The organism is Lentzea sp. NPDC051213 (genome assembly GCF_044455585.1).
Classification (GTDB): domain Bacteria; phylum Actinomycetota; class Actinomycetes; order Mycobacteriales; family Pseudonocardiaceae; genus Lentzea.
In genome coordinates this window covers 189,830-212,319 of sequence record NZ_JBITEX010000002.1, presented here as the reverse complement: position 1 = coordinate 212,319, position 22,490 = coordinate 189,830, and the positions used below count along the sequence as shown (strand labels likewise).

16 protein-coding genes are annotated in these 22,490 nt (G+C 69.4%); 7 read left to right on the top strand and 9 right to left on the bottom strand.

Annotated elements, in window-relative coordinates; genetic code table 11:
* Positions 1–39 precede the first annotated feature (39 nt).
* Complete coding sequence (locus tag ACIA8G_RS07800; RefSeq protein WP_396417564.1) at positions 40–1,260, top strand: RICIN domain-containing protein; 1,221 nt, start codon at positions 40–42, stop codon at positions 1,258–1,260.
* Between the two features lie 87 nt (positions 1,261–1,347).
* Here ACIA8G_RS07800 and ACIA8G_RS07795 read toward each other — a convergent pair whose 3' ends face one another.
* The 3 genes from ACIA8G_RS07795 to ACIA8G_RS07785 are packed head-to-tail and all read right to left on the bottom strand — an operon-like array spanning position 1,348 to position 3,260.
* Positions 1,348–2,205 (bottom strand): ornithine cyclodeaminase family protein, encoded by an 858-nt coding sequence (locus ACIA8G_RS07795; protein ID WP_396417563.1) that lies wholly within the window; start codon positions 2,203–2,205, stop codon positions 1,348–1,350.
* Positions 2,206–2,248: 43 nt separating this feature from the next.
* The gene (locus ACIA8G_RS07790; protein ID WP_396417562.1) at positions 2,249–2,419 is read right to left on the bottom strand and encodes a DUF397 domain-containing protein; all 171 of its coding nucleotides are present in this window, start codon (positions 2,417–2,419) and stop codon (positions 2,249–2,251) included.
* Positions 2,420–2,429: 10 nt separating this feature from the next.
* Positions 2,430–3,260 carry a helix-turn-helix domain-containing protein gene (locus tag ACIA8G_RS07785; protein WP_396417561.1) on the bottom strand — a complete coding sequence of 277 codons (831 nt, stop codon included), beginning with the start codon at positions 3,258–3,260 and terminating at the stop codon, positions 2,430–2,432.
* 103 nt (positions 3,261–3,363) lie between these two features.
* Between ACIA8G_RS07785 and ACIA8G_RS07780 the strand changes: the two genes are divergently transcribed.
* Together ACIA8G_RS07780 and ACIA8G_RS07775 are read left to right on the top strand one after the other, a co-directional pair.
* Positions 3,364–3,576, top strand: a complete 213-nt coding sequence (locus ACIA8G_RS07780; RefSeq protein ID WP_396417560.1) for a zinc finger protein — start codon at positions 3,364–3,366, stop codon at positions 3,574–3,576.
* Positions 3,558–3,806: a hypothetical protein gene (locus tag ACIA8G_RS07775; protein ID WP_396417559.1), complete on the top strand. Its 249-nt coding sequence runs from the start codon at positions 3,558–3,560 to the stop codon at positions 3,804–3,806. The genes ACIA8G_RS07780 and ACIA8G_RS07775 overlap by 19 nt, the downstream gene beginning before the upstream one ends.
* A gap of 16 nt (positions 3,807–3,822) precedes the next feature.
* On the opposite strand, the gene ACIA8G_RS07770 is transcribed toward ACIA8G_RS07775, so the two are convergent.
* Genes ACIA8G_RS07770 through ACIA8G_RS07760 form a run of 3 tightly spaced genes read right to left on the bottom strand, consistent with a single transcriptional unit; the run spans position 3,823 to position 11,442 of the window.
* Positions 3,823–6,705 (bottom strand): hypothetical protein, encoded by a 2,883-nt coding sequence (locus tag ACIA8G_RS07770; RefSeq protein ID WP_396417558.1) that lies wholly within the window; start codon positions 6,703–6,705, stop codon positions 3,823–3,825.
* 11 nt (positions 6,706–6,716) lie between these two features.
* On the bottom strand, positions 6,717–9,566 hold the full coding sequence (locus tag ACIA8G_RS07765) for an ATP-binding protein (RefSeq protein ID WP_396417557.1): 2,850 nt from the start codon (positions 9,564–9,566) through the stop codon (positions 6,717–6,719).
* Positions 9,550–11,442, bottom strand: coding sequence for a hypothetical protein (locus ACIA8G_RS07760; RefSeq protein WP_396417556.1), 1,893 nt, complete (start codon positions 11,440–11,442; stop codon positions 9,550–9,552). The genes ACIA8G_RS07765 and ACIA8G_RS07760 overlap by 17 nt, the downstream gene beginning before the upstream one ends.
* A 103-nt stretch (positions 11,443–11,545) precedes the next feature.
* On the opposite strand from ACIA8G_RS07760, the gene ACIA8G_RS07755 reads away from it, so the two are divergent.
* Complete coding sequence (locus tag ACIA8G_RS07755; protein ID WP_396417555.1) at positions 11,546–11,863, top strand: DUF4190 domain-containing protein; 318 nt, start codon at positions 11,546–11,548, stop codon at positions 11,861–11,863.
* Here ACIA8G_RS07755 and ACIA8G_RS07750 read toward each other — a convergent pair.
* Positions 11,853–12,695 (bottom strand): hypothetical protein, encoded by an 843-nt coding sequence (locus tag ACIA8G_RS07750; RefSeq protein ID WP_396417554.1) that lies wholly within the window; start codon positions 12,693–12,695, stop codon positions 11,853–11,855. The genes ACIA8G_RS07755 and ACIA8G_RS07750 overlap by 11 nt on opposite strands.
* A gap of 23 nt (positions 12,696–12,718) precedes the next feature.
* Here ACIA8G_RS07750 and ACIA8G_RS07745 point away from each other — a divergent pair, with 23 nt between their 5' ends.
* The 3 genes from ACIA8G_RS07745 to ACIA8G_RS07735 all read left to right on the top strand — a co-directional run bounded on the left by ACIA8G_RS07745 (position 12,719) and on the right by ACIA8G_RS07735 (position 18,217).
* On the top strand, positions 12,719–15,832 hold the full coding sequence (locus ACIA8G_RS07745) for a phosphodiester glycosidase family protein (protein WP_396417553.1): 3,114 nt from the start codon (positions 12,719–12,721) through the stop codon (positions 15,830–15,832).
* Between the two features lie 48 nt (positions 15,833–15,880).
* Entirely contained in the window at positions 15,881–17,545 is a 1,665-nt protein-coding gene (locus tag ACIA8G_RS07740; RefSeq protein WP_396417552.1) for a DEAD/DEAH box helicase, read from the top strand.
* 162 nt (positions 17,546–17,707) lie between these two features.
* Positions 17,708–18,217, top strand: coding sequence for a hypothetical protein (locus ACIA8G_RS07735; RefSeq protein WP_396417551.1), 510 nt, complete (start codon positions 17,708–17,710; stop codon positions 18,215–18,217).
* A gap of 10 nt (positions 18,218–18,227) precedes the next feature.
* Here the strand turns inward: ACIA8G_RS07735 and ACIA8G_RS07730 are convergent, their stop codons facing one another.
* Together ACIA8G_RS07730 and ACIA8G_RS07725 are read right to left on the bottom strand one after the other, a co-directional pair.
* The gene (locus ACIA8G_RS07730; RefSeq protein ID WP_396417550.1) at positions 18,228–18,971 is read right to left on the bottom strand and encodes a methyltransferase domain-containing protein; all 744 of its coding nucleotides are present in this window, start codon (positions 18,969–18,971) and stop codon (positions 18,228–18,230) included.
* A gap of 114 nt (positions 18,972–19,085) precedes the next feature.
* Positions 19,086–22,490 carry a S8 family serine peptidase gene (locus tag ACIA8G_RS07725; protein ID WP_396417549.1) on the bottom strand — a complete coding sequence of 1,135 codons (3,405 nt, stop codon included), beginning with the start codon at positions 22,488–22,490 and terminating at the stop codon, positions 19,086–19,088.

The following is a 22,490-nucleotide window of genomic DNA, read 5'->3' as shown; positions in this document are numbered from 1 at the left end:
CCACTGGGCGCACAACTAAACACCGGAAAGGTCGGTTCGATGCAGCGACGCATCGGGACGGCCCTCGCTGCCGCCCTCTTGGTGGCCGCGGGGATCGCCGTCGCCACCACCACCCAAGCTCCCCCTGCCAATGCGGCGGTGACCTGGGCCGACGAGTTCAACGCTCCCGCCGGCTCAGGTGTCGACGGTGGTAAGTGGCAAATGGAAGTTGGCAACAACGGCGGCAACAACAAAGAAAATCAGTGGTACCAGGCGGGCAACGCCAACGCGGCGCACGATGGCGCCGGCAATCTCGTGATCACCGCCAAGCGCGAGAACGTCGGTCAACGGTGCTGGCACGGTGGCATTTGCGAGTACACCAGCGCCCGCATCAACACCGCTGGGAAGTTCACCCAGACCTACGGCCGGTTCGAAGCGCGCATGAAGATGCCACGTGGCAAGGGCATGTGGCCGGCCTTCTGGATGCTGGGTGCGGACATCAACAGCGGTAACCCGTGGCCCGGCTCGGGCGAGATCGACATCATGGAGTTCCTGGGACACCAGCTGAACACCACGTACGGCACGATCCACGGCCCCGGTTACAGCGGTTCTGGCGGCCTGGCCCACCAGTACAACGGCCCGAACTTCGCGGACGGCTTCCACAACTTCGCGATCGACTGGCGACCGGGCGAGATCGTGTGGTCGGTGGACGGCAACGTCTACGGCCGCAAGACGCCCGCCGACCTCGGTGGCAGGCAATGGGTGTTCAACAAGCCGTTCTTCATCATCATCAACCTCGCGGTCGGTGGTGAGTGGCCGGGCTACCCGGACGGCAGCACGACGTTCCCGCAGCAGCTCGTGATCGACTGGGTCCGCGTCTCCAACGACAGCCCGCCGCCCGGCGGTGGCTCGGAGATCCGCGGCATCGGCGGCAAGTGCGTCGACGTGGCCGGGGCGAGCACCGCCAACGGCACGCCCATCCAGATCACCGACTGCAACGGCAACAACGCCCAGAAGTGGAGCCGTCCCGGTGACGGCACCATCCGCGCGCTGGGCAAGTGCATGGACGTCAACGGTGGTGGCACGGCGAACGGCACGGTGGTTCAGCTCTGGGACTGCAACGGTTCCGGTGCCCAGAACTGGGCCGTCAGCGGCGCTCAGGACATCGTGAACCCGCAAGCCAACAAGTGCCTGGACGCCACGGGGAACTCCTCCGCCAACGGCACAAGACTCCAGATCTGGGAGTGCGGCGGCGGGGCCAACCAGAAGTGGCAGGTATGAGGTTTCTTCCGGCCGGATAGTGCCTGACCGGCCGGCGCGTTGGACGCGAACCCTTGCGGCGGAAGGGTTTGCGTCCAACGCTTTTTTTCATGCCAGCAGCCGCGCCACCGCCCAGTCCTGCACGGCGACGCCGACCGACTTGAACACGGTCCGCCCCTGCCTGAGGGGCGGATTCCCCAGCGCCGCACCGAGTTCGACGAGCGACTCCAGCCGCAACACACCGGACCGCACCGCCCGGATGATCTCCCCCGCCTCGCTGAGCGCGGCCTCGACCTGGTCCACCACCACGACTTCGGCTGTAGCGAGCAACTCCTCGGGCAGTTCCCGCATCACCGGCCGGTACGAGCCGATCGCGTTGACGTGCACCCGTTCCTTGAGCGCGCCCATACCGAACAACGGCACCGTCGAGGCCGTCGCGCAACACACCACATCGGCGTTGTGGACGGCTTCCTCCGCACTGTCCGCGATGTCCATGACGGTGTCCGGCAACTCGTCCTTCAGCCCGTCCAGCAACGCCTCGGCCTTCTTGGCGTTGCGGTTGAACACGACGAGCTTCTTCAACGGCCGCACCGCGTGCACCGCCCGAACCTGGTCCGCGGCCTGCGCCCCGGCCCCGAGCAACGCGAGGTGCGACGCGTCCTCGTCCGCGAGCAGATCCGTTGCCACACCGACGACAGCGCCCGTGCGCAACGTGGTCAGCGGCACCGCGTCGGTGGCGAACTGCCCGTCCGGATGCGAGTAGACGACCGTCCCGGTGATCACCGGGTCACGTTCCAGCTCGATGCTGATGATCTTCACCGCCGTCGACGTCGTCGGCCGGTGGTGCACCGACATCACCAGCGACCGGCTGTCGCTGAACGCCTGGCGGTGCGGTAGGTCGAACTCCCCCGCGGTGAGCCCGATGAACGCTGCACGGACGGCGTCGATGGCTGCGGGCATGCTCATGGTTCGGATGGTAACGACCAGGCTGGGCCCCCGGAGTGTGGCCCTACATCGGGTGAGGATCGCCTGTGACGGCGCCGATGAAGGCGTTCCAGGCCGCGGCGCCGACTTCGATGTGGTTGGCGGGGGCCTTGCTGTCCCGGATGCCGATGCCGGCGGCGACCTCCACACAGGCACTGGCGTTGGCGCTGGCGGTGCTCTTGTGCCACTCGACCATCGGTGTCTCCTCATGTCAGCAGCTTCTTGATCAGCTCCCTCGATTGTTCCGCATCCAAGGCCACCACTTCGAGGCCGTCCACGATGGCGTCATAAGCCTTGACCGACTCCGGCGACTCGATGATCAGACTGGAGTTCTCGCTCTCCAGGAACACGACCGTCTCGTACTTGTCGAACGTCAACATGTCGAACGACCCGCTCATGCCGGCGTGCGCCCCAACGGTGAGCGGCACGATCCGAATGGCGATGCTCGGCCGGGCCGCCAGTTTCTCCAGGTGAAGCAGCTGCTCCCGCATCACCTCGGGTCCGCCGACCGGGTTCAGCAAGACCGCTTCCGGGACGAAGAAGACCGCCTTCAGCCCGCCTCCGAAGACTTTCTGCCGCAGGGTCCGCGCCGCGACCCGCGCCTCCAGCTCGTCCACAGGCACGTTCGCGCACGCCGTGATCACCGCGCGCATGTAACCGGGGACCTGCAACATGCCGTGCAGCAACATCGTCTGCCAGCTGAACAGCTTCCTCGCGAGCTTCTCGTGCTCGGCCAGCGTCCGAGGCCGGATCGGGGCACACGCGCCGTAGTCCTGCCACCAGCCCTTGATGTTCGTGCCGCTGAACAGCGAGAGCAGGTGGTCGCGCTCCTCGTGCCGTGTCCGGCAGACGCCGAGCAACAGCGCGAGCTCCAGTTCGGTCGAGCCGCCCTTGCCGTTGACGAGGTCGGAGAGCTTGGCTTCGTCCCAGTCGAGGAGTTCGGCGACCGCGCGTGAGGTCATACCGGTGCCGGCGATGGCCGCACGGAGGCCGTCACCGAACTCACGACCTCTCACAGTGGAGAATCTTTTCGGCATGGCGAGGACCGTAGACCCATTAACAACCATTCCGAATCGTTTGACCGCAACACAACCCAAAAGGGCGTTAGCTTGGAGGCCTTCCAAGCGGCAGAATAATTCTGTGAAGTTCCGATGGATGCCCCACGAGGGGCTGCGTCACGCCATCCCCGACGAGCTGACCAGGGGGCAGCTCGTCGAGACACTGTGCGGCAATCCATTCGTGCCGCAGCAGTTCAGCCTATGGCGCGACAAGAACACATGGCCGACCTGCTGGGACTGCGACGGCGTCTGGCGAGAGAACGAGGGGATCCTGCCGTGGCCGCGGAAATCCTGACCGAAGACCTGCTGCGCGTATCGCTGCAACGTCTTTCACGAGAAGTGGTGAAGACTTATCCACAGTTCGGTGAGCTACTCGCACAGAATATGTTGCGCACGTGTGGGCTGATTCCCGACCTCGAGCGCGCGGAGCACTATCGCGAGCTCGGAACGCTTCTCATCGACCTCGGCCGCCTGTACCTGGCCGAGGCCGACGTGCTCAGCACGGTCGACCTCCCACCACCCTGACGGCGCCGCCGCCGCACTACTTCTTGGTCTCGTCGCCATCATCAGCGCCACCATCAGCGCCATCGCCGCCGCCCCGGCCGAGCTTCCGTTCCACCTTCGCGATCGCCGCCTGGATCTGGATCTTGTAGTGCTCGCGGTCCTGAACCAGCTTTCCCACAATCGGTGCGGCTGCGCTGATGGCGTCGTTGTCGACCCCGGTGCCGAAGGCGTCGGTGGCACTCTCGGCGCTCTTGCCCTGGTTCTCTTCCCTCACCTGCTCCTCGGCGTCGTCGCCGTCCTCGTCATCGCCGGCGCCGTCACCCTCGTCATCGCCGCCAGCATCGCCGTCGTCGTCGCCCGAGGAATCACCCTCGTCCTCGCCGGAGGTACTCGGCGGGTCACCACCGTTCTCACCTGGTGGCTCGCTGCCTTCGTCTGGCTGTGCAGCCGGCGTTTCGGGCTTCTGCTGGTCGCCGCCGGTGTCGCCTGACCCGGTGTCGTCCCCGGCCTCTGCCTTGAACTCCTCGCCCTGACGTTCGACCTCGGCAGCCTGAGTTTCGGCCCGTTCCTTGAACTCGTCGCCCTGCCGCCCGACCCGGTCGTCCATCTCCTGGGACCGCTGCTTGAACTGGTCGCTCGGTCCACCGGGCTTCTCCTTGTCCGCGATGCCCTTCTTCAGCCCGTCGAGGTAGCCCCCGACGATGGCCTTCGTCGGTTCCCAGCCGTCCCGGCGGAAGGCCTGCACTGCTTGGATCAAGGGGCCCGACGCCCCGCTGTCACCGAGTTCTCCCACGGCCGAGACATCATCGGAGAGGGCCTCTTCGGCGATCCCCGCGCTGTACTCGATGTACGCCTCGTCCTCGGCTTGGTCGCGCTCCTTGTCTTCGTCGCTTCGGTGGTCCGTGTGGTCCTTGTCGACCGGGCTCTTGTACTTCTCGCCCTGGCGTTCGATCTCGTCGGCCCGGCTTTCGCCACGCTCCTTGAACTCGTCGCCCTGGCGCTTGACCTCGCCGGCCTGGTCCTGCATCCGCTTCTTGAAGTCGTCGCCCTGCGACTTCACGTCGGCCGGGTGATTCGCACCCTCACCACCGGTCTCCGCCGATCCGGAGGACGGTTCCGAGCCGCTGTCCGCTGGCGGATCGGACTGGTCCGCCGAGGCTTCCATCGGCCGGTCCGCGGGGTCGGGCGTCGCGACGTCCGGGTTGTCCTGGTGGAGTTCCTCGGGAATGTCGTCGCCCGGGTTCAGCGGCGGAACGTCGTCGAGGGGCTGGTTCTCGATCTCCGATTCGGACGGGTCCGGGGTGTTCTCGCCCGGCTCCTTCAGCACCTCGTCGCCGGGATTGAGCGGTGGGACGTCGTCGACCGGCTGGTTCCCGATCTCCGACTCGGACGGGTCAGGCGAGGGCACGTCCGTCTTCGGGTTCAGCTCGCCTGGCACCGCATCGCCGGGGTTCAGCGGTGGGAGGTCGTGGACCGGCTTGCTTTCGACTCCCGCGCCGGACCGCTCTGGCGTGGACGGAATCGTGTCCGGGGTCTTGGACATCTCGGGCGAGCCGGTCGCCATCGCGCGGGTGCCGGTTCCGTCCGCCGAGGCGGCGACGGCTTTGCCCGAGGTGGCATCCACGTTGTAGGCGCCCTTGGTGAGGCTTTGGGTGTCGGCCGCCTGCTGCGACAGTCCCAGGGAGTCGGTCGCCTTCAGCGAAAGGCTCTGAGTGTCGGTTGCCTTCAGCGACAGGCCCTGAGTATCGGTTGCCGCCAACGGGATCGCGCTCAGCGACTGCCGGTCGACCGCGACCTGCTGCTGCGACCAGTCGCCGTCCCAGCGCGGATCGTCCAGCTTGAGCTCGAGCTCGCGCTCGGTGTCGTTCGGATTCTCGGGCGCCTCGTCGGCAGGCTGAGTGTCGTCCTTGGTCTCGGTGTCGTCCTTGGTCTCGGTGTCGTCCTTGGTCTCGGCGTCATCCTTGGTCTCGGCGTTGTCGTCCCGTGGTGTCTGGTCCTCGGGACGGTCTTCGGTCGTGGTGTTGTCCCCGTCGGCACGGTCTTCGGCGGCGTCGTCCGCATCGGCGCGCTCCTGCTCGGCAGCGTTCTGCTGATCGTCGGCCTCGTCGCGGTCGTCCGCTTCGGCGCGTTCCTGCTCGGCAGCGCTCCGCTGATCGTCGGCCTCGTCGCGGTCGTCCGCTTCGGCGCGATCTTCCTCAGCCTTCTGCTCTTCGGCGTCGGCACGGTCAGCGTCAGCCTGTTCCTCAGCCGCCGCGTCGTCACGGTCGTCCTGCGCTTCTTCGGCCGCCGCATCGTCGGCGTCATCGCGGCTGTCGTCCTGAGCCGCAGCCTCGTCGTCAGCCTTGTCGTCGGCCGTCTGCTGGTCGTCGACAGGCTCGTCGGGCTCCTTGGTCTCCTCGGCGCGCGGCGGCTCCTCGTCCGCCGGCTCGTCGGGTGGCGGTTCGTCGTCGACCGGATCGTCGTGTTCCTCGGCGGCCGGTTCGGCAGGCTCGTCGGCGTCGTCCACGGGATCGTCAGCCGAGTCGTCCGGCGCATCCTCTGCCGGAGCCTCGGCAGAATCGTCCGCCGAATCGTCCGGCGCGTCCTCAGCCGGAGGCTCGTCATCCACCGGATCATCCGGCTCGTCATCAGCCGGCGGCTCATCGTCGACCGGATCATCCGGCTCATCATCCGGTGCGTCGTCTGGCGCGTCGTCAGCCGGAGGCTCGTCGTCCACCGGATCGTCAGGCTCATCGGCGGGCGCGTCATCTGCCGGTGCGGACTCGGCGTCAGCAGAGTCCGAGCCGGAGTCCGAGCCGGAGTCCGAGCCGGAGTCCGAGGGCGAGTCGTCAACCGGGTCCTCAGGCGCGGCATCGCTCGTCTCCGGCGGGGCCGGCGGTTCCTCCGGCGCCTCAGACCCGCTGTCACTCGTCTCGCCCACGAACGAACACCTCAGCCCTTCTGGTCCAGCCGCAGCACCTCGGCCGCGCGCCAGGTCAGGTTCAGGAATCCGGTCGCCGCCCTGAACCGCTCCACCCGGTCGGGCTTGTTGCTGAGCCTGGCGATCGCGGTCTCCACCAAGGTCGGCAGCAGCGAACCGAGCACCGTCTTGTCGCCGTCGCGCCAGTGGTCCGGGTGGGCGCGCAACGCGGTGAGTTGCTCGGCGGTGGTCGTGCCCTCCAGGTCCAGGCCGCGGGCACGCCACGCCGCCGTGTCCGGGTGCGGGGTGGGGAGGTCGGTGCGCTTCAGCGCCTGGAACACGTCGAACCAGCGGTAGCGGCCCGCCTGCCAGCGCACGTCCGGCACCGCGCAGCCGTGCGGCTGGCCGTTGAGCGTGCGAGTCGCGCTCTCGAGGACGTGCTGGATGAACTCGTCGGCGGCGTTGTGCTGGGTGATGCCCGCGTATCGGACGTCCACGGCGGACTGGATGCGATGCGCGAGCGCACATTCCAATGAGCGCAAAGAGAAGCGCGACCGAAGCGAGGCCAGCCACGCGGGATCCGGGTCCGGGGCCGGGCGGCCGGTGAGGTGCGCGACCGTGAGCAGTTCGATCCACAGCACGAGTCGATCGTCGAGATCAGCCTGGTGCACCGCGCCGACGAGCTCGCCCAGAGTGCACGGCGTTTCCACACACGAGGAACCGCACGCGGCACTGCGGCGGCCATCAACGGCCGGCGCGCGCGAGACGCGGGCGGCGGATTCGTGCGACTCGTTCAGCGGCATCAGCAGACGCAGCGGGCGGTCCATGCCGTCCGTGAAGACCGCGGCCTTGCCTGGCGGCAGGGTCACGACGTGGCGGGACTGGGCCTCGCTGAGGTTCATGGTGGCGCCGACGCTCTGCCGGTCGTCGTCGGCGGGCAGGCGGTGCAGGATCTTGCACGCGGTGTTCTTCACGACGTCCGGCACGATCTTGCCCGGGATCTGCTCGGCGACGATGATGCCCTCGCCGTACGCGCGGATCTCGGCCAGCAGCGACGTGAACAGCTCCACGGCGTGTGCGGCCGGGCTGCCCGGCTCCACCCGCTTCAGCAGCCGGTGCGCCTCTTCCAGGACCAGCACGTGCTTCAGTCCCCGCGCGCCCGGCTCGTGGTTCACGCGGAGGTGCTCGAAGATCCGGATCAGCACCGCGCCGATGAAGAACGCCTTGTCCGCGTCCGACCCGATGTCCTCGATCTCCAGCACCACGTTGCCCTGCAACAGCTTCTCGACGTTCAGCGGGTGGCCGCCCTCGAAGAAGCGGCCGGGCGTGCCCAGGCGCAGCGAGCCGATCCGGACGTCGACGAACCCGCGGACGTTGTCGGCGACCTCCTTGCCGTAGCCGATGCCCTTGACGACCTCCTTCGCGGTCGTCTGCAGGTCGCCGAGGCTCGGGTACCGCACGACGCCGACCCGGCCGCGCACCTCGCCGGTGACCGGGTCCCAGCCCTGGTCGGTGTAGCAGCGGGTCAGCGCCTGCGCGAGCACCTGGGGGAACGGCTCGTCGGCCTCGAAGGCCGCCAGGAACAGCGCCCGCACGTAGTCCATGTGCGTCTGCAGCGGGAAACCGGCCACCGGTTCCAACGGGTTCAGCCCCGCCGGATACGTGTCGGGGTCGCCGGGCCGAATGACGGTCACCGAGCCCTTGTCGCCCAGCCTGCCCGCCATCGCGGCGTACTCCGCCTTGGCCGGTTCGATCACCAGCCAGGGCACGCCCGCGGCGTTCAGTCCCTCCAGCAGAGTCCGGACGGTCTGCGACTTGCCGGAACCGGTGGCTCCCGCGACGAACGTGTGCCGGTTCAGGGTGTCCAGCGCGATCCGGAACTCGCCGACGGGCTGATCGGCGTCGTCGATCACCATGCCCAGCGGCACTTCCCCGGCGATCTCCGGGGTGACGTCGAACAACGGTGGCTCGATCACGCGGATGCCCGGCAGCTCACGGCGTGGCGGACGGGCGAGGGCCGCGACCAGTTCGGCGGTGGCGGAGAAGGGTGAGCTCAGGTCGCCCTTGCCGCGGTCCTGCCACGCGTCGAGGAAGCTCGGGTAGGAGCTTCCCGGCGTCAGGACGTACGGCAGGGTGTCCAGATCGCTTGCGCCGCAAAGCAATGCGGCCGCGGTCTGCGCACTCACCTCGTCGGCGCCGCCGACCAGCACGTGCACCGCCCACATCCCGACGGCCTGGGCGCGGGACAGCTCTCGGTAACGGGCCTCGGCTCGCAGCAACGCGACCCGGTCGGGTTCCGAGTTCTCGCGCTGCCGCAAGCGAGGCATCGTCGTTTCCAATGCCAGCAGCTCGCGTTCGACGGTTTCGGCGGAGAGCGGCTCCGCGACGACCAGCCAGACGAAGTCGCCGTGCAGGTGCGTGACGTAGTCGTCGAAGCCGCCCCGTCCCGGTGCGGCGGAACCGGCCTGCGGTGTCCACAGTGGATCGGGGCCGCCGAGGCACCGGGTCCACGAGCCCAGCTCGGCCCAGCGCGCGCCGATCTCCTCGGTCGGCACGACCTCGCCGAGGCTGCCCGGCGGGTAGAGCAGCGGCACGCCGGTCTCGGCGCTCGAGCGGGCGACCGGTGAGTGCGGGCGTCCGCCGACGAGGATTCGCAGGCTGCGACCTCCTGGCTGGCGTTCCCAGGCCACCGCGAAGGCCGCGTCAGGCTGGCCGCGCAGGCCCGCGTGCGCCGCGGTCAGTGCCGCGAACAGCTGGGCCGGCGCGCGTCCGCCTGCCTCGTCCGGCCGGTCCGTGACCGTCGCCAGGTCGTCGCCGCGAGGGACGACGGCCATGCGGTGGAAGACGAAACCGTCGAGCACCGGGTCAGGACTGCCGTGCATGGAGGGCCACCCGGTCGAGCAGCACGATGCCGGGGTTGCAGTCGCCCATCACGACCCTGCGCCCGCCGGGCCCGGTCTCCACCATCACGAACGCCGTGGGCGCCATGGCCTGCAGCGTCGTCGGCTCGACCGCGAACTCGTACACGCGAGCCTCGGTGCGGCCGAGGGTCTCCGAGTGCGCTTCCGACTCGCTGCGCGTGTTCGCCCAGTTCGTCTCCCTGGTCGTGGCCGTGCCACTGGTGCGGGACCACGAGCTGCCCGACGACGAGCTGCCGTGCCCGTCGCCGGACCAGGAAGTGCTGGCACTGCCTCCGGACGTCGTGCTCCGGCTGGTCGTGGAACTGTCGGAACCGCCGTCGGTCCTCGACGAGCCCTCGGTGAAGGTCTTGCCGATCTGCTCGGTCAGCTGCGACAGCACGAACTTGTGCCCGCGGCCGATGAACTCCGCCGCGGCCGCCGCTTCCTCGCCGTTGCCCAGCTGCATCAGCAACGTGACGGTGCCACCGGCGCCGAGGAGCTTGCGCAGGTCGTCACGCAGGTGCTGGATCAGGAAGATCAGCCGCACGCCCGAGCGCCTGGCCTGCCTGGCCATCGCCTCGAGGGCTTCGAGGCCGATCTGGTCCGCCCCGGCGACGACGAGCGTCTCGCGGCCGGTCACCTGCCGCGAGTGCAGTTCCTGCAACGCCCGGTGGAACACCACGTGGTCGAGGAACCGCCGGTGCCGGCCGGTCTTGGCCCTGGTCACGATCACGGAGAACCCGCGCACCGGCCAGACGTCCCGGAAATCAGCGGAGCCGGCCTGCTCCGCGTCCTGTTCGGCACGCGCCAGGGAACGCAACTCGCCTTCCAGCGACTGGAGTTCGTTGCGGACCTGGTCGGTGTTGCCGACCGTGTCGACGTACGAGTTCAGCTTGCGCAGTTCGTCCGCCGCGAGCGTCTCGTCCGACCCGGCGTCGTAGACGCGGCGCAGCACCTGCAGCCCGGCGACAAGCTTCGCGAAGCTGACCGGGGCGGTCAGCCGGTCGGCGACCGCCGTCAGCAGGTCGATGTGCAGGCCGCGCAGGTCCGATGCCAGCGCCGAGCGGTTGAGGTTGTGCATGGACTCGGCCAGCACCTCGGCCACTTCCGCCGAGTCGAGGCCGGCGAGCAGGCCCAGCCGGGCGATGTCGCGCGGCGCCTCGTGCGCGTGGACGGTGTAGCCCTGGGCCCTGGCCGCGTACTCGAGGTTCTCGCCGATCGTCATGTCGGTGAAGTCCAGCAGCAGCATCGACGATCCGGACGCGAGCTGCGCAGCGCCGATGGTGGTGAGCAGGCTGGCCCAGCCGTCCTCGGTGCCGCCGAAGATGTCGACGCGGCTCGGCCGGGACGTGAGCTGCAACGGGTGCCACAGCATCGCGGTCACGAACCGCTCCGCCTCGCGGCGGTTGTGCTCCTCGATCCGGCTCCGCCAGGCCTCGTACGCCTCGTTGTACCGCTTGACCGCGTCGTTGTACTGGCCGTCGTAGGTCCGCTTCATCACGCTGAACCGGCGCCTGGTGCGGAAGAACGTGAACACCGAGAGCACCACACCCACGCCCAGCACGATGGACGTCGCCCATTCGACGAGACCGGGCACGTTCGCCTCGGCCGGTTTGAGCACCGACCCCGTCAACGCCACCGCGAAGAACGTCACCACGAGCCAGCCGATCAGCGCCAGCCAGGCCTTCTTGCTGCGTTTCTGCTGGAGCAGGAAGTCGTGCGGCGCGTAGACCTGCTCGGCGACCGGCTCGTGCGCGGCGTCCGGACTGACCGCGGGCAGCGCGGGGGCCGTGAACTCCCAGCCCCACCGCTCCTGGCCGCTGAACAGCCGCTGCCACATCTGATTCGTCCCGGCCACGACGACTTCCTGCCCTTGCACAAGCCCTCCCCAGTGCGCTCTGAAGATCGAGCATCACTGATTGTGCCGGATGGAGTATCGCGCTGTGACACAATCGCGAACTGTGTCGGTCAATTCATCGGGGGAACCGCCGCGAGGACCCAACCCACCTGCGTACCTGCAACTGGCGCAGGCCCCGCCGCACCAGCAGGCAGGGCCGGGCCGCAACGGGTGGGCCGTCGCCTGCTTCCTCTGCGGACTCATGGGGATTCTGGGCATCCCCATCCTGCTGTGCTGGGTCTTCGGCTATTTGGCGCTGTTCCAGATCGCCAGGAGCGGCCAGACCGGCCGGTTGCTGGTGCACCTCGGGTTCTCCGCGTCCGGGATCTGGATCCTGGTCATCGTGGTCAAAGCCGCGAACATGATGCCGCCTACGACATGACGACTGCACGGCCGTTGGTGTCGAACTCGTGCGCCAGGGTCGTCAGCGGCTGACCACCCGCGGCCCACGCAGCCGTCCAGGTCAGGCACTCGGCCGCACCGTTGCCGCCGCGCTCGACCAGGTCGGTGCCGATCTCGTCGAGCCACTCCCACGACGTGCCACCGACGCCGGCCAGGAAGGCCTCGTCCCACGTGCGCACCAGCTCGCGGATCGTGCCCTCGCGGTGCGCGGCCTCGTTGACCGACTTGATCCACACCTGGCGCTCCTCCTCCGTGAGCACCGCACCGGTCTCGGGCTCGCGGAAGCCCGGCAGGTCGTGCGCCAGCCCGCCGGATCCGACGTACAGAACGCGCCGGTCCGCCAGGAACTCGCCGACGCGACGCCCCAGCGCCGCCGCGCGGCGGAAGGACGCGTGCGGCGGGCTTGCGCAGTTGACGAAGACGGGCAGCACCGGCTTGGCGTTGATCTCCCCGAGCAGGTCGCGGGCGGTGTGGCCGAACGCGTGGTCCAGCGCCGCGTGATAGGCCGTCGCGATGTCGAAGTCGTGCGCGATCAGGTCCGCGACGACCTCACGCCCCAGATCGGCCGGCACGTCGTAGGCGCCGGTCGGGCCGGCGACGTCGCCCTGGGCTGTCGCTTCGAGCACGACGGCGAACGTGGGCACGACCTCGCGGAAGGCGCGGCGGTGGTCGGTGCCGAACATGACGACGAGGTCGGGATCGAAGGCCTCGACGGCCTTGCGGGCCGTGCCGACCGCCTCCCGGACCGGGCCGTGGGGAGCGCTGGGCAGGGTGATCAGGTGCGAGGCGCAGACCGTTAGGCGATTCTTCACCGCCCCAGTCTAGGTTCCGCCGCGTGACGAGACGTGCACTTGCGGTGATCATCACCGCTGCCCTGCTTGCGCCCGTTTCCCCTGCTCACGCTGATATCAGCAGACGCGTCGAGACCGAGCGGACCGAGAGACCGGTCGCTCCCGGCGTCACCCTGAGCTCCTTCGACTGGTACGAGCCCGGCGGGTCGGGCGGCTGGATCCGCGGCGACGCGCTCTCCGTCGACCTCACCCAGGGCACGCGGGTCGGGTACGTCGATCCCGGCACCGTCTCCCAGGCCGCTCCCCTGTCCCGGCAGGCACCGCGGGCCGTCGCGGCGATCAACGGCGACTTCTTCGACATCAACAACTCCAACGCCCCCGAAGGCGTCGGCGTCCGCGACGGGCAGCTGGTCAAGTCCGGCACCGGCCGCGCGGCCGGCATCGACGCCGCGGGCATCGGCCGGGTCATGGAGACGTTCTTCGAGGGAACGCTCAACGGCACGCACAGGCTCACCCAGCTCAACAGCGCGCGGATCGACGTCGACGGGATCGGTGTGTTCAACCCCTTGTGGGGCACCTACAGCAGGGCGCGCGCGGTGCAGGGTGCCGCCGACGCGGCCGAGGTGATCGTGCGTGATGACGTCGTCGAATCGGTGGGTCGGCCGAGCGCCGACCCCATCCCTGGTTACGCGCTGGTGGGCCGGGACAAGGGCGCGGACGTGCTCAGGACGCTCAAGCCCGGCGACCGCGTGGAGGTCAGCTACCGCAACCGCACGAGCGACGGCAGCGAGCCCGTCACGGCGGTCGGCGGCCGCCAGCTGCTCGTCAAGGACGGCAAGAACGTCGCACCCGCCGACCCGCTGCATCCGCGCACCGCCGTCGGGTTCTCCCAGGACGGCAAGAAGATGGTGATGCTGACCGTCGACGGACGGCAGGGCGCCTACCTGCTCGGCCTCAACCTCAGGGACCTCGCCGACGCCATGATCGAACTCGGCGCCCACAACGCCCTGAACCTCGACGGCGGCGGCTCGTCGACCATGCTCGCCCGCGAACCCGGCACGACCGAGCTGAAGGTGGTCAACACCCCGTCGGACGGCGGCGAGCGTCCGATCCCGAACGCGCTCGCGCTCTACGCCCCCGGCGGGACGGGCAGGCTGGTCGGGTTCGACGTGCAGGCCTCGGACAAGCGCGTGTTCCCCGGCATGACCAGGAGACTCGCCGTGCGCGGCCACGACGAGACGTTCGGACCGGCCACCGACAACGCGCACGTCACGCGCGCAACGGGCGGCTGGGCGATCGGCGACACCTTCCACGCGGCACCGCACTCGGGCCCCTCCTCTTTCACGGCGTTCCGCGGACCGGTGTCCAAAACGGCCAAGCTGACCGTGCTCGGCAAGCTCACCCGGCTGGCACCCGCGGCGCCCCGGATCAGCGTGGGCATCGGCGAGCGAAAGCCGTTGCAGATCAACGGTTTCGACGCGCGCGGCTTCAGCGCCCCGATCGAGCGGGCCGACCTCGATCTGAGCTACGACCGGTCGATCATCGAGGTCACGCCCGACCTGCAGATCGTCGCGCGCCAGACGGGCGCGACAACGATCAGGGCACGGGCGCAGGGCGAGGAGACCCAGGTCGCGGTGACCGTCGGCGTCCGCGACGAGCTGATCGCCGGCTTCGACGACGCTCCACAGTGGACCTTCGGCTCCGCCCGCGCGACCGGCTCGGTGACACCGGAACCCGGCGGCCACACCGGCGGCGGCCTGAAGCTGAGCTACGACTTCAGCCAGTCGACCGGCACGCGCACCGCGTACGCCGTGCCGCCGAAGGCGTTGCAGGTCAACGGCCAGCCGCTCGCGCTGGCGGCGTGGGTGCACGGCAGCGGCAGGGGTGAGTGGACGGCGTTCACCGTCACGGACTCGACCGGCCAGTCGCGGTCGCTCTACGGCCCGTACATCACCTGGCACGGCTGGCGGCAGCTCGAGGTCGCCGTCCCCGCCGAACTCAAGTTCCCCATCCAGGTCAACCGCTTCTACACGATCGAGACCAAGGCCGACCGCTCCTACCAAGGCGAGGTGATCGTCGACGACATCGTGGCCCGCGTGCCACCCGCGGTCACCCTGCCGCCGACACCCGCCCTGCGCGAGGACGTGATCGGGCCGGCCGAGGGCTGGAAGTTCGCGGTCATGTCGGACGCCCAGTTCGTCGCCCGCAACCCCGACAGCGACCTCGTCCGGTCCGCGCGGCGCACGCTGCGCGAGATCAGGGCGTCCGGCGCCGAGTTCGTCGTGATCAACGGCGACTTCGTCGACGAGGCGTCCCCTGCCGACCTGGCGCTGGCCCGGCGCGTGCTGACCGAGGAGCTCGGCGACTTCCCCTGGTACTACGTGCCGGGCAACCACGAGATCATGGGGCCGGGCACGATCGACAACTTCCGCCGCGAGTTCGGCGTCACGAACCGGACCTTCGACCACAAGGGCACGAGGTTCGTGCTCCTGGACTCGTCGACCGGAACGCTGCGCGGCGGCGGCTTCGACCAGCTGACGATGCTCCGCGACGCCCTGGCGTCCGCGCCTGGTCAGGCCGTCGTGATGATGCACCACCCGCCGGACGACCCCACGCCCGCGCGCACGAGCCAGCTCTCCGACCGGATGGAGGCGGCCTACTTCGAGAAGTTGCTCACAGCCCGGCAGCGGCCGACGACGTTCATCGGCGGGCACGTGGGCGGCTTTTTCGCGTCCACAGTGGACGGTGTGCCGCACGTGATCAACGGCAACTCCGGCAAGGCGCCGGCCGAGGCGGGCGGGTTCACCGGCTGGACGCTGGCCGGCGTTTCCGACCGCGGTCTCAGGGCCGAGATCCGCCCGCACGTCGATTCCCTGACCGTGCAGGCACCGTCCACAGTGCGCCTGGGCAGCCCGGAAACCGTGGCAGCGACGGTGAAGCAGGGTTCGCGGTCGCTGCCGGTGGCCTATCCGATGGGCGCGATCTGGAAAGGATCGTCCGGACTGCACGTCGGCGGACCGTCCGGCCTGCGGCCGTGGCACGTGGCGTGGCTCGATCCGGGCACCGGAACGCTCACCGCGATCAGGCCGGGACACGTGCGGATCGAGGTCACCGTGAACGGCGTGACGGCGCACCGGGAGGTCTCGACGACCGGCTGACCTGGTCTGAGTGAGTGTGATGTGGAGGGGTGGGGGAAGATACTCCCCATGACCTCCGCCGACAACGGTTTCGCTGACCTGGGGCTGCGGCCCGACATCCTCACCGCGCTCACCACGCTGGGCTACGAGGAGCCGACGCCGATCCAGAGTGAAGCGATCCCGCCGCTGCTCGCGGGCAGCGACCTGCTCGGCCAGGCTGCCACGGGCACAGGAAAGACGGCGGCGTTCGCGTTGCCGCTGCTCGAACGCATCGCCGACAAGATCGGAAAGGGAGAGAAGCCGCTGGCCCTCGTCCTCGCGCCGACCCGTGAGCTGGCCGTGCAGGTGTCCGAAGCGGTCCACCGCTACGGCCGCCAGATGGGCGCGCGCGTGCTGCCGATCTACGGCGGCCAGCCGATCGGCCGCCAGCTGCGCGAGCTGTCCCGCGGCGTCGACGTCGTGGTCGCGACCCCCGGCCGCGCGATCGACCACCTCCAACGCGGCACCCTGCAGCTCGGCGAGTTGCAGATCGTCGTGCTCGACGAGGCCGACGAGATGCTCGACATGGGCTTCGCGGAGGACATCGACGCGATCCTCTCCGAGACCCCCGCCGACCGGCAGACCGTGCTGTTCTCCGCAACGATGCCGCCGCGCATCGACCGCATGGCGAAGAGCCACCTGCGCGAGCCGGTGCTGATCCAGATCGAGCGCGAGAAGACCGAGCCGGGCGAGGCCCCGCGCGTCCGGCAGACCGCGTACCTGGTGCGCCGCGAGCACAAGCCCGCCGCCCTGGGCCGCGTGCTGGACGTCGAAGCACCGACCGCCGCCGTCGTGTTCTGCCGCACCCGTGACGAGGTCGACCAGCTCACCGAGACGTTGAACGGCCGCGGCTACCGCGCCGAGTCGCTGCACGGCGGCATCAGCCAGGAGCAGCGCGACCGCGTGATGTCGCGCCTGCGTTCCGGGACCGCCGACCTGCTGGTGGCGACCGACGTCGCCGCCCGCGGCCTCGACATCGAGCAGCTGACCCATGTCGTGAACTACAACGTGCCGTCCGCCCCCGAGGCGTACACGCACCGAATCGGCCGAGTCGGCCGCGCCGGCCGTGAAGGCGTCGCGATCACCCTGGTCGAGCCGCGCGAGAACTCGATGCTCAAGACCATCGAGCGCGTCACCAAGACCAAGATCCCGGTCGAGAAGGTCCCCACGGTCGCCGACCTGAGGGCCCGCCAGCTCGAACTGACCAGGTCCTCCCTGCACGAGTCGCTGCTGGAAGACGACCTCTCGCGCTTCCGCGTCGTCGTCGAGACCCTGGCCGACGAGTTCGACGTGATGGAGATCGCCCTCGCCGCCGTGAAGCTCGCCCACGAGGCCTCCGGCGCCGCGGCCGACGAGGAGGAGATCCCCGAGGTCCGCCCCCGCGAGGACCGCCCGCGCCGCGAAGGCCCGGGAGGAGCAGCTCCGCGCCGCGAGCGCCGCGGCCCGTCCGAGGGCATGACCAGGCTGTTCCTGGGCGCCGGCCGCTCGTCCGGCATCCGCCCGCAGGACATCGTCGGTGCCATCACCGGCGAGACGCAGCTCAAGGGCCGCGACATCGGCGCGATCGAGATCGCGGACCGGTTCTCGCTGGTCGAGGTGCCCGGTCCGGCGGCGAACGACGTGATCACGCAGCTGCGGGACGCGACGATCAAGGGCAAGCGGATCACGATCCGGCGGGAGCGCCAGCCGCGCTAGCTTTGCCGAAACGGCTCCCTCCTGGTGTTCCGGAGGGAGCCGTTTCGTGTCTCCGGATCAGGCGACGAAGCTGGCGTCGACCGCTACCCCAGGGCGCGGACAGCAACCGCGCGTTGGGGCGTCAACGTCCCAGAGCACATCGTCGTCTCGAACGAGGTCCGTATGAACCGGCAGTACCAGTACTACGCGGTCGTGAACGAGCGTCATCCGGACGAGGAAGATCCGGTCGGCGTTCTGCGTCGCTGGGTCGACCAGGACGGCCAGGCGCACGACGAGAGATACTCACCAGACCTCGTCTGGATTCCCACGGATGACCTAGTGATGCTGGAATCCGGCCGGTCGCGTGCGCAAGCACGCCCGATCAGCGAGGAAGCCGCCCAGCGATTCGAGGCGATCCAGTTCAGCCGGTTCCACGGCGACGAACCAGCGGACGGCAAGTACGACTATCTCGTGTGGGTGGACGCTGACCATCCAGCCGACAATCCGCTGGGCTTGATCCGCACCTGGATCATGCCCAGCGGAAGTGACCGAGAGCAGATCTACGTCCCCCGCTTCGACAGCTGGAGGCACAGCTTTGTCCGGGACGACATCGGCAGAGGACACGTGGACGGCACCCTGGTGTCCATCACCGAGGAAGCCGCAGAACTGATCCGGCAGTCCGCGACTGAGTGACAGCGGAGCCTCACGGCTTGCGGGCCTCGATCAGGAACCGCTGCGAGGTAGAGACGAACTCCCCGTGCTCCTGGATGTGCGCGTGCATGTCCAGGAGCCGGTCCCAATACCCCTCAACGGTGAACCCAGGCACGGTCCACAACACCTTGCGCAGAAAGTGCACGACCGCACCGACGTCGAAGAACGCGACCCGCAACGCCGCAGGCTCGAGCCGCAACACCTCAAGACCAGCCTTCTCAGCCTCGAAGCGGGCGCGGTGAGTGCTGCGATCCTCGCCGTCGCCGACCGTCCGGGGTCCCATCATGAAGTCGGTGAGCTCGCGGTTCGTGCCGGCCCCGATCTGCTGCGAGAAGAAGGTGCCACCGGGCTTGAGCACCCGCGCGATCTCAGCCCACGGCGTCGCGAACGGGTGCCGGCTGATCACCAGGTCGAACCGCGACGACCGGAACGGCAACGGCCCCTCGTTCGGCGCCCGCACGACGAAGGGCAGGTTGCGCGACGCCACCAGGGCGTTCGGCGGCCAGGATTCGACCGCCGCCATCAGTGGCGGCAGCACCGGCGCGGTCGCGGTCACCTCGCCGCCGCAGGTTTGCAGGTCCAGCGCGGACTCCACGGTGGCGAGCCTGGACGCGATCGAACGGGCGTAGCCCCACGGTGGGCGTTCCTCGGTGCCTCGGCCCTCGAACCACGAGAAGTCCCAGCCGTCCAGCGGTACCGCGGCCCCCTCGGCCACCAGTTCCTCAAAAGTCCCCATGGGGCGGAATGATCGCAGCACCTGCCCTGGGCGGCGAGACGCCGCGTCCTTCTTCGTCTCGCCCACACCAGAGCAGGTGCCGCAGGGGGTTACAACGACCGAACGGCCGCGCGGTTACGCCCTAAGGCGGTATGCCCGCAGGACCGTTTGGTCGACCGAGTTACCGGCCGCATCCGTCGCCACCACGCGTAGCGACACGAACCCGCCCGGCTTCCCGCCAGGGGGAACGAGGGACTTCACCGGCACCCAGTTGACGCCGTCGTCGAACGACGCGTAAGCGCGAAGTTCACGAACGGTGCCCGCTTGACGCGACGCGGTGAACTTCACCGGCATCGGGGCTCCTGCCCGCCAGCTGTTGCGCAGGTCGACCGGCAGCGAGTAGTCGACCTCCAGCAGCGGCAGCTTGCCGTCGGCGGCACCCGAGAACTCCCACGCCGTGTGCACCTGCGTCGACAGCGCCGACGTGTCACGGGCCGCGTCCAGCGTCAGCTTGTAGCGACCGTCCCGCGCGGGTGCGTGGAACGAGCCCTGCCGGACGTCCGCCCAGCCCAGCGACGTGTCGTTGTGCCGGAGCTCCGCCGACCCGTAGCCGCTGTAGATCCAGTTCTCCACCCAGCCGGACCCGCCGAACGGCGAGACCCGCATGGTGATCTGATCGCCGGCCCGCTCGACGCCGCCGCCCTGCGACCAGCTGACCACGGACGGACGCCCGAGGCGTGGCGATGACACGGCACGAAGGTTCGAGCGTGAGTACGTGCGGCCCGGCGCGTAAGCAACCGGCTGCAGATCCGCCCACGTCGTGACGGTCGGATCGTCGCCGGCGCCGGAGCCTCGGCCGTCGAAGCCCTCCTGGAACCAGCTGCCGGCCGAGTAGTACTCGGTGCGCTGCATGGGCGCCGCGAGTGGCTCGTCCAGCACGACGTTGAAGTTCACCGCGCCACCGAGCACCGGGTAGTTCCGTTGGCGCACATAGCCATCCGCGCCGGACGTGTAGTAACGCGCCTTCACCTCGGCCAGGTCCGACCGGCGAACGTGCCGCGTACCGGACGGCAGCGCGCCCTTGTCCTGGTGGAAGAGGGTGTACGACACCGGCGAACCGGCCAGCGCCCGCACCGTCAGGCGAGCAGGCGTCGTCACGACGTGGTGCTCCGCCACCGTGATCACCGGGATTGCGGTCTGCTCGGGGTACCCGAACGGCACCGGGCCGGCGAAAAGCACGGCGACGGCACCGGCCGCCTGCATCTCGGTGGCGACCGTGTACGGATCCTCGCCCGCGGTCCGCACCAGCGCGAGCTTGCCGCGCACGTCGGAGCCCCGCTCGGCCACCTCGAACCTGTGGTCACCGGGCGGCAGGAACTTGCTGCCGTCGTAGTACTTCACCGGGAAGCCCCCGATGACCGAAACGACCGGCTGCCCGCCCTTGAGACCGGAGTCGTAGGTCAGCTGCGGCAACGGCGGGCCGAACGAGACGCCGTACAGCGGCACGCGGCCGTCCATGATGCTGCCGACACCACTGATCTTGCCGGGCTTGAACGGCACCCTCAGGTCGGCCTCGCGATGCCAGACGACCGCGGTCGGGTCGGGCAGGGACACGCTGATCTGCTTGCCCTGACGAGCATCCACGTGCACTGACGCGTCGGCCGCGAGCGAGACGCGACCGGCCACCTCCGTCGCGGAGACCGGCGTGTACCAGGCGTCGTTGGGAGTGCGCTCCTCGATCCGGCCCAGCACCGCGTAGTCGGCCACCGGCAAGCGAGCCGAACCGGCACCGGAGGCATCCACCACAAGAACAGAGGCCTCTTCGGTAGTCAGGTTGACCACCACCACGAACTCATCGGCTGCGGGCTTGCCGTCCCGGCCGGTCAGCCGCAACGACAACGTGTGCCGCTCCTCCTGCACGTACGCGCCGACCGCGGTGGTCAGCGAGACACCGTCTGCGACAGCCTTGACGTGTCCGAAGAACGTGCCGAGTCCCTTGCGCGGGTCCAGCACGACGTCGACCGAGGCCGACCCGGACGCGGGCACCACGACCGAGGCTGGAACGGTGAAGTCCGCGCCGAGGTTGTGCTGCAGGGCAAGGGAAACGGGCGACGCCCCGTCGTTGCGATAGGTGATCGTCTTCGTGAACGTCCTGGTGTGCGGCCATTCCAGCACCCCGAACGACAGGCTGCCGGTCGACGAACGCACCTGCTGCGACACGGCACGGGAGACGTCGAGCAGGCCTGCGCCGACGTTCGCGGGCGTGTCGGCGATGGGCTTCACCGTCGACATCAGGTGCGCCTTGAGCTCGGCGGCGGTCCACGCCGGGTTGCGCTGCGCCAGCACCGCTGCCGCGCCTGCCACGTGCGGTGCCGCCATCGACGTGCCCGTCAGCCGCGCGTGCAGGTCGCCCACGGCCTGGTCCGGCAGGGTGCCGGCGGCACGCGCGGCCACGATGTCGGTGCCCGGTGCCGCGATGTCCGGCTTGACCGCGAAGTCGGTCAGCCGCGGGCCGCGCGACGACCATTCGTTGATCTCACCGGCCTTGGTCAGGTTCGCCACGGCCAGCGCGGCGTCGGCGGCGGCCGGCGAGGAGACCTTGCGGCGCTCGCCCGCGTTGCCCGCCGCGACGACGAACAGGGTGCCCGTCTCGGCGGTCAGCTCGTTCACCTTCTGCGACAACGGATCCGTGCCGTCGGACTGGTCGCCGCCCAGCGACAGGTTGACGACCTCGGCCTTGACCTCGCGCGCGGCCCACTCCATGCCGGCCACGATCGCGCTGTCGAGGCACCACTCGGCCTCGCAGACCCGCCCGACGGCGAGCGAGGCCCCGCGGGCCACACCGGTGTACTTGCCGCCGCGCCCGGCGATGGTGGACGCGACGTGCGTGCCGTGGCCGATGTCGTCCTGGATGCCGGCCGGCGTGAAGTCCTTCGCCACCGACACGACGTCCTTGAGCTCCGGGTGCTGCTGGTCGTAGCCCGTGTCGAGCACGGCGACCGTGACGCCCTTGCCGTCGAACCCGGCCTGCCACGCACCGGGCGCGCCGACCATCGGCACGCTCTGGTCGAGCGTGATGCGCGACTTGCCGTTCAGCCACAGCTTCCCGGCACCGCGGGCGTTGACCCGCTGCCCCCACCGCTGGGCCGCTTCCTTCTTCGACACCGCGGCGGCAGCGCGGAACCCGTTGTCGAGCAACGGAATGCTGTCCACCTGATCATCGGTGTAGCCGAACGAGTGCAGCGCCGTGACGTCGAAGAAGCGCTTGTCGATGCGATCCTGCCCTACCGCATCGACGGCGTCCGCCGGCACCACGTACTGGTGGTCGTTCTGCACGTACTTGGCGAACGACATACCGGGCCGGCCCTCGACGCGGACGAGCCCGCCACGCTCGTCCACGACCACCTTGTCACCGGTGATCAGCGTGATGGTCCTGGTCGGTCCCGCAACAGCAACAGTTCTCGCTGGTTCCGCCTGTGCCACCGGGCTGATCAGCCCGGCAGCGAGCACGGCGGCCACCAAACAGCGTGCTAGGTGCAC

Excerpts from the sequence above, each read along its gene's own strand:
- ACIA8G_RS07800 (WP_396417564.1), top strand. The coding sequence starts at position 40 with ATGCAGCGACGCATCGGGACGGCCCTCGCTGCCGCCCTCTTGGTGGCC.
- ACIA8G_RS07795 (WP_396417563.1), bottom strand. The coding sequence starts at position 2,205 with ATGAGCATGCCCGCAGCCATCGACGCCGTCCGTGCAGCGTTCATCGGG.
- ACIA8G_RS07790 (WP_396417562.1), bottom strand. The coding sequence starts at position 2,419 with ATGGTCGAGTGGCACAAGAGCACCGCCAGCGCCAACGCCAGTGCCTGT.
- ACIA8G_RS07785 (WP_396417561.1), bottom strand. The coding sequence starts at position 3,260 with ATGCCGAAAAGATTCTCCACTGTGAGAGGTCGTGAGTTCGGTGACGGC.
- ACIA8G_RS07765 (WP_396417557.1), bottom strand. The coding sequence starts at position 9,566 with ATGCACGGCAGTCCTGACCCGGTGCTCGACGGTTTCGTCTTCCACCGC.
- ACIA8G_RS07740 (WP_396417552.1), top strand. The coding sequence starts at position 15,881 with ATGACCTCCGCCGACAACGGTTTCGCTGACCTGGGGCTGCGGCCCGAC.
- ACIA8G_RS07735 (WP_396417551.1), top strand. The coding sequence starts at position 17,708 with ATGAACCGGCAGTACCAGTACTACGCGGTCGTGAACGAGCGTCATCCG.
- ACIA8G_RS07730 (WP_396417550.1), bottom strand. The coding sequence starts at position 18,971 with ATGGGGACTTTTGAGGAACTGGTGGCCGAGGGGGCCGCGGTACCGCTG.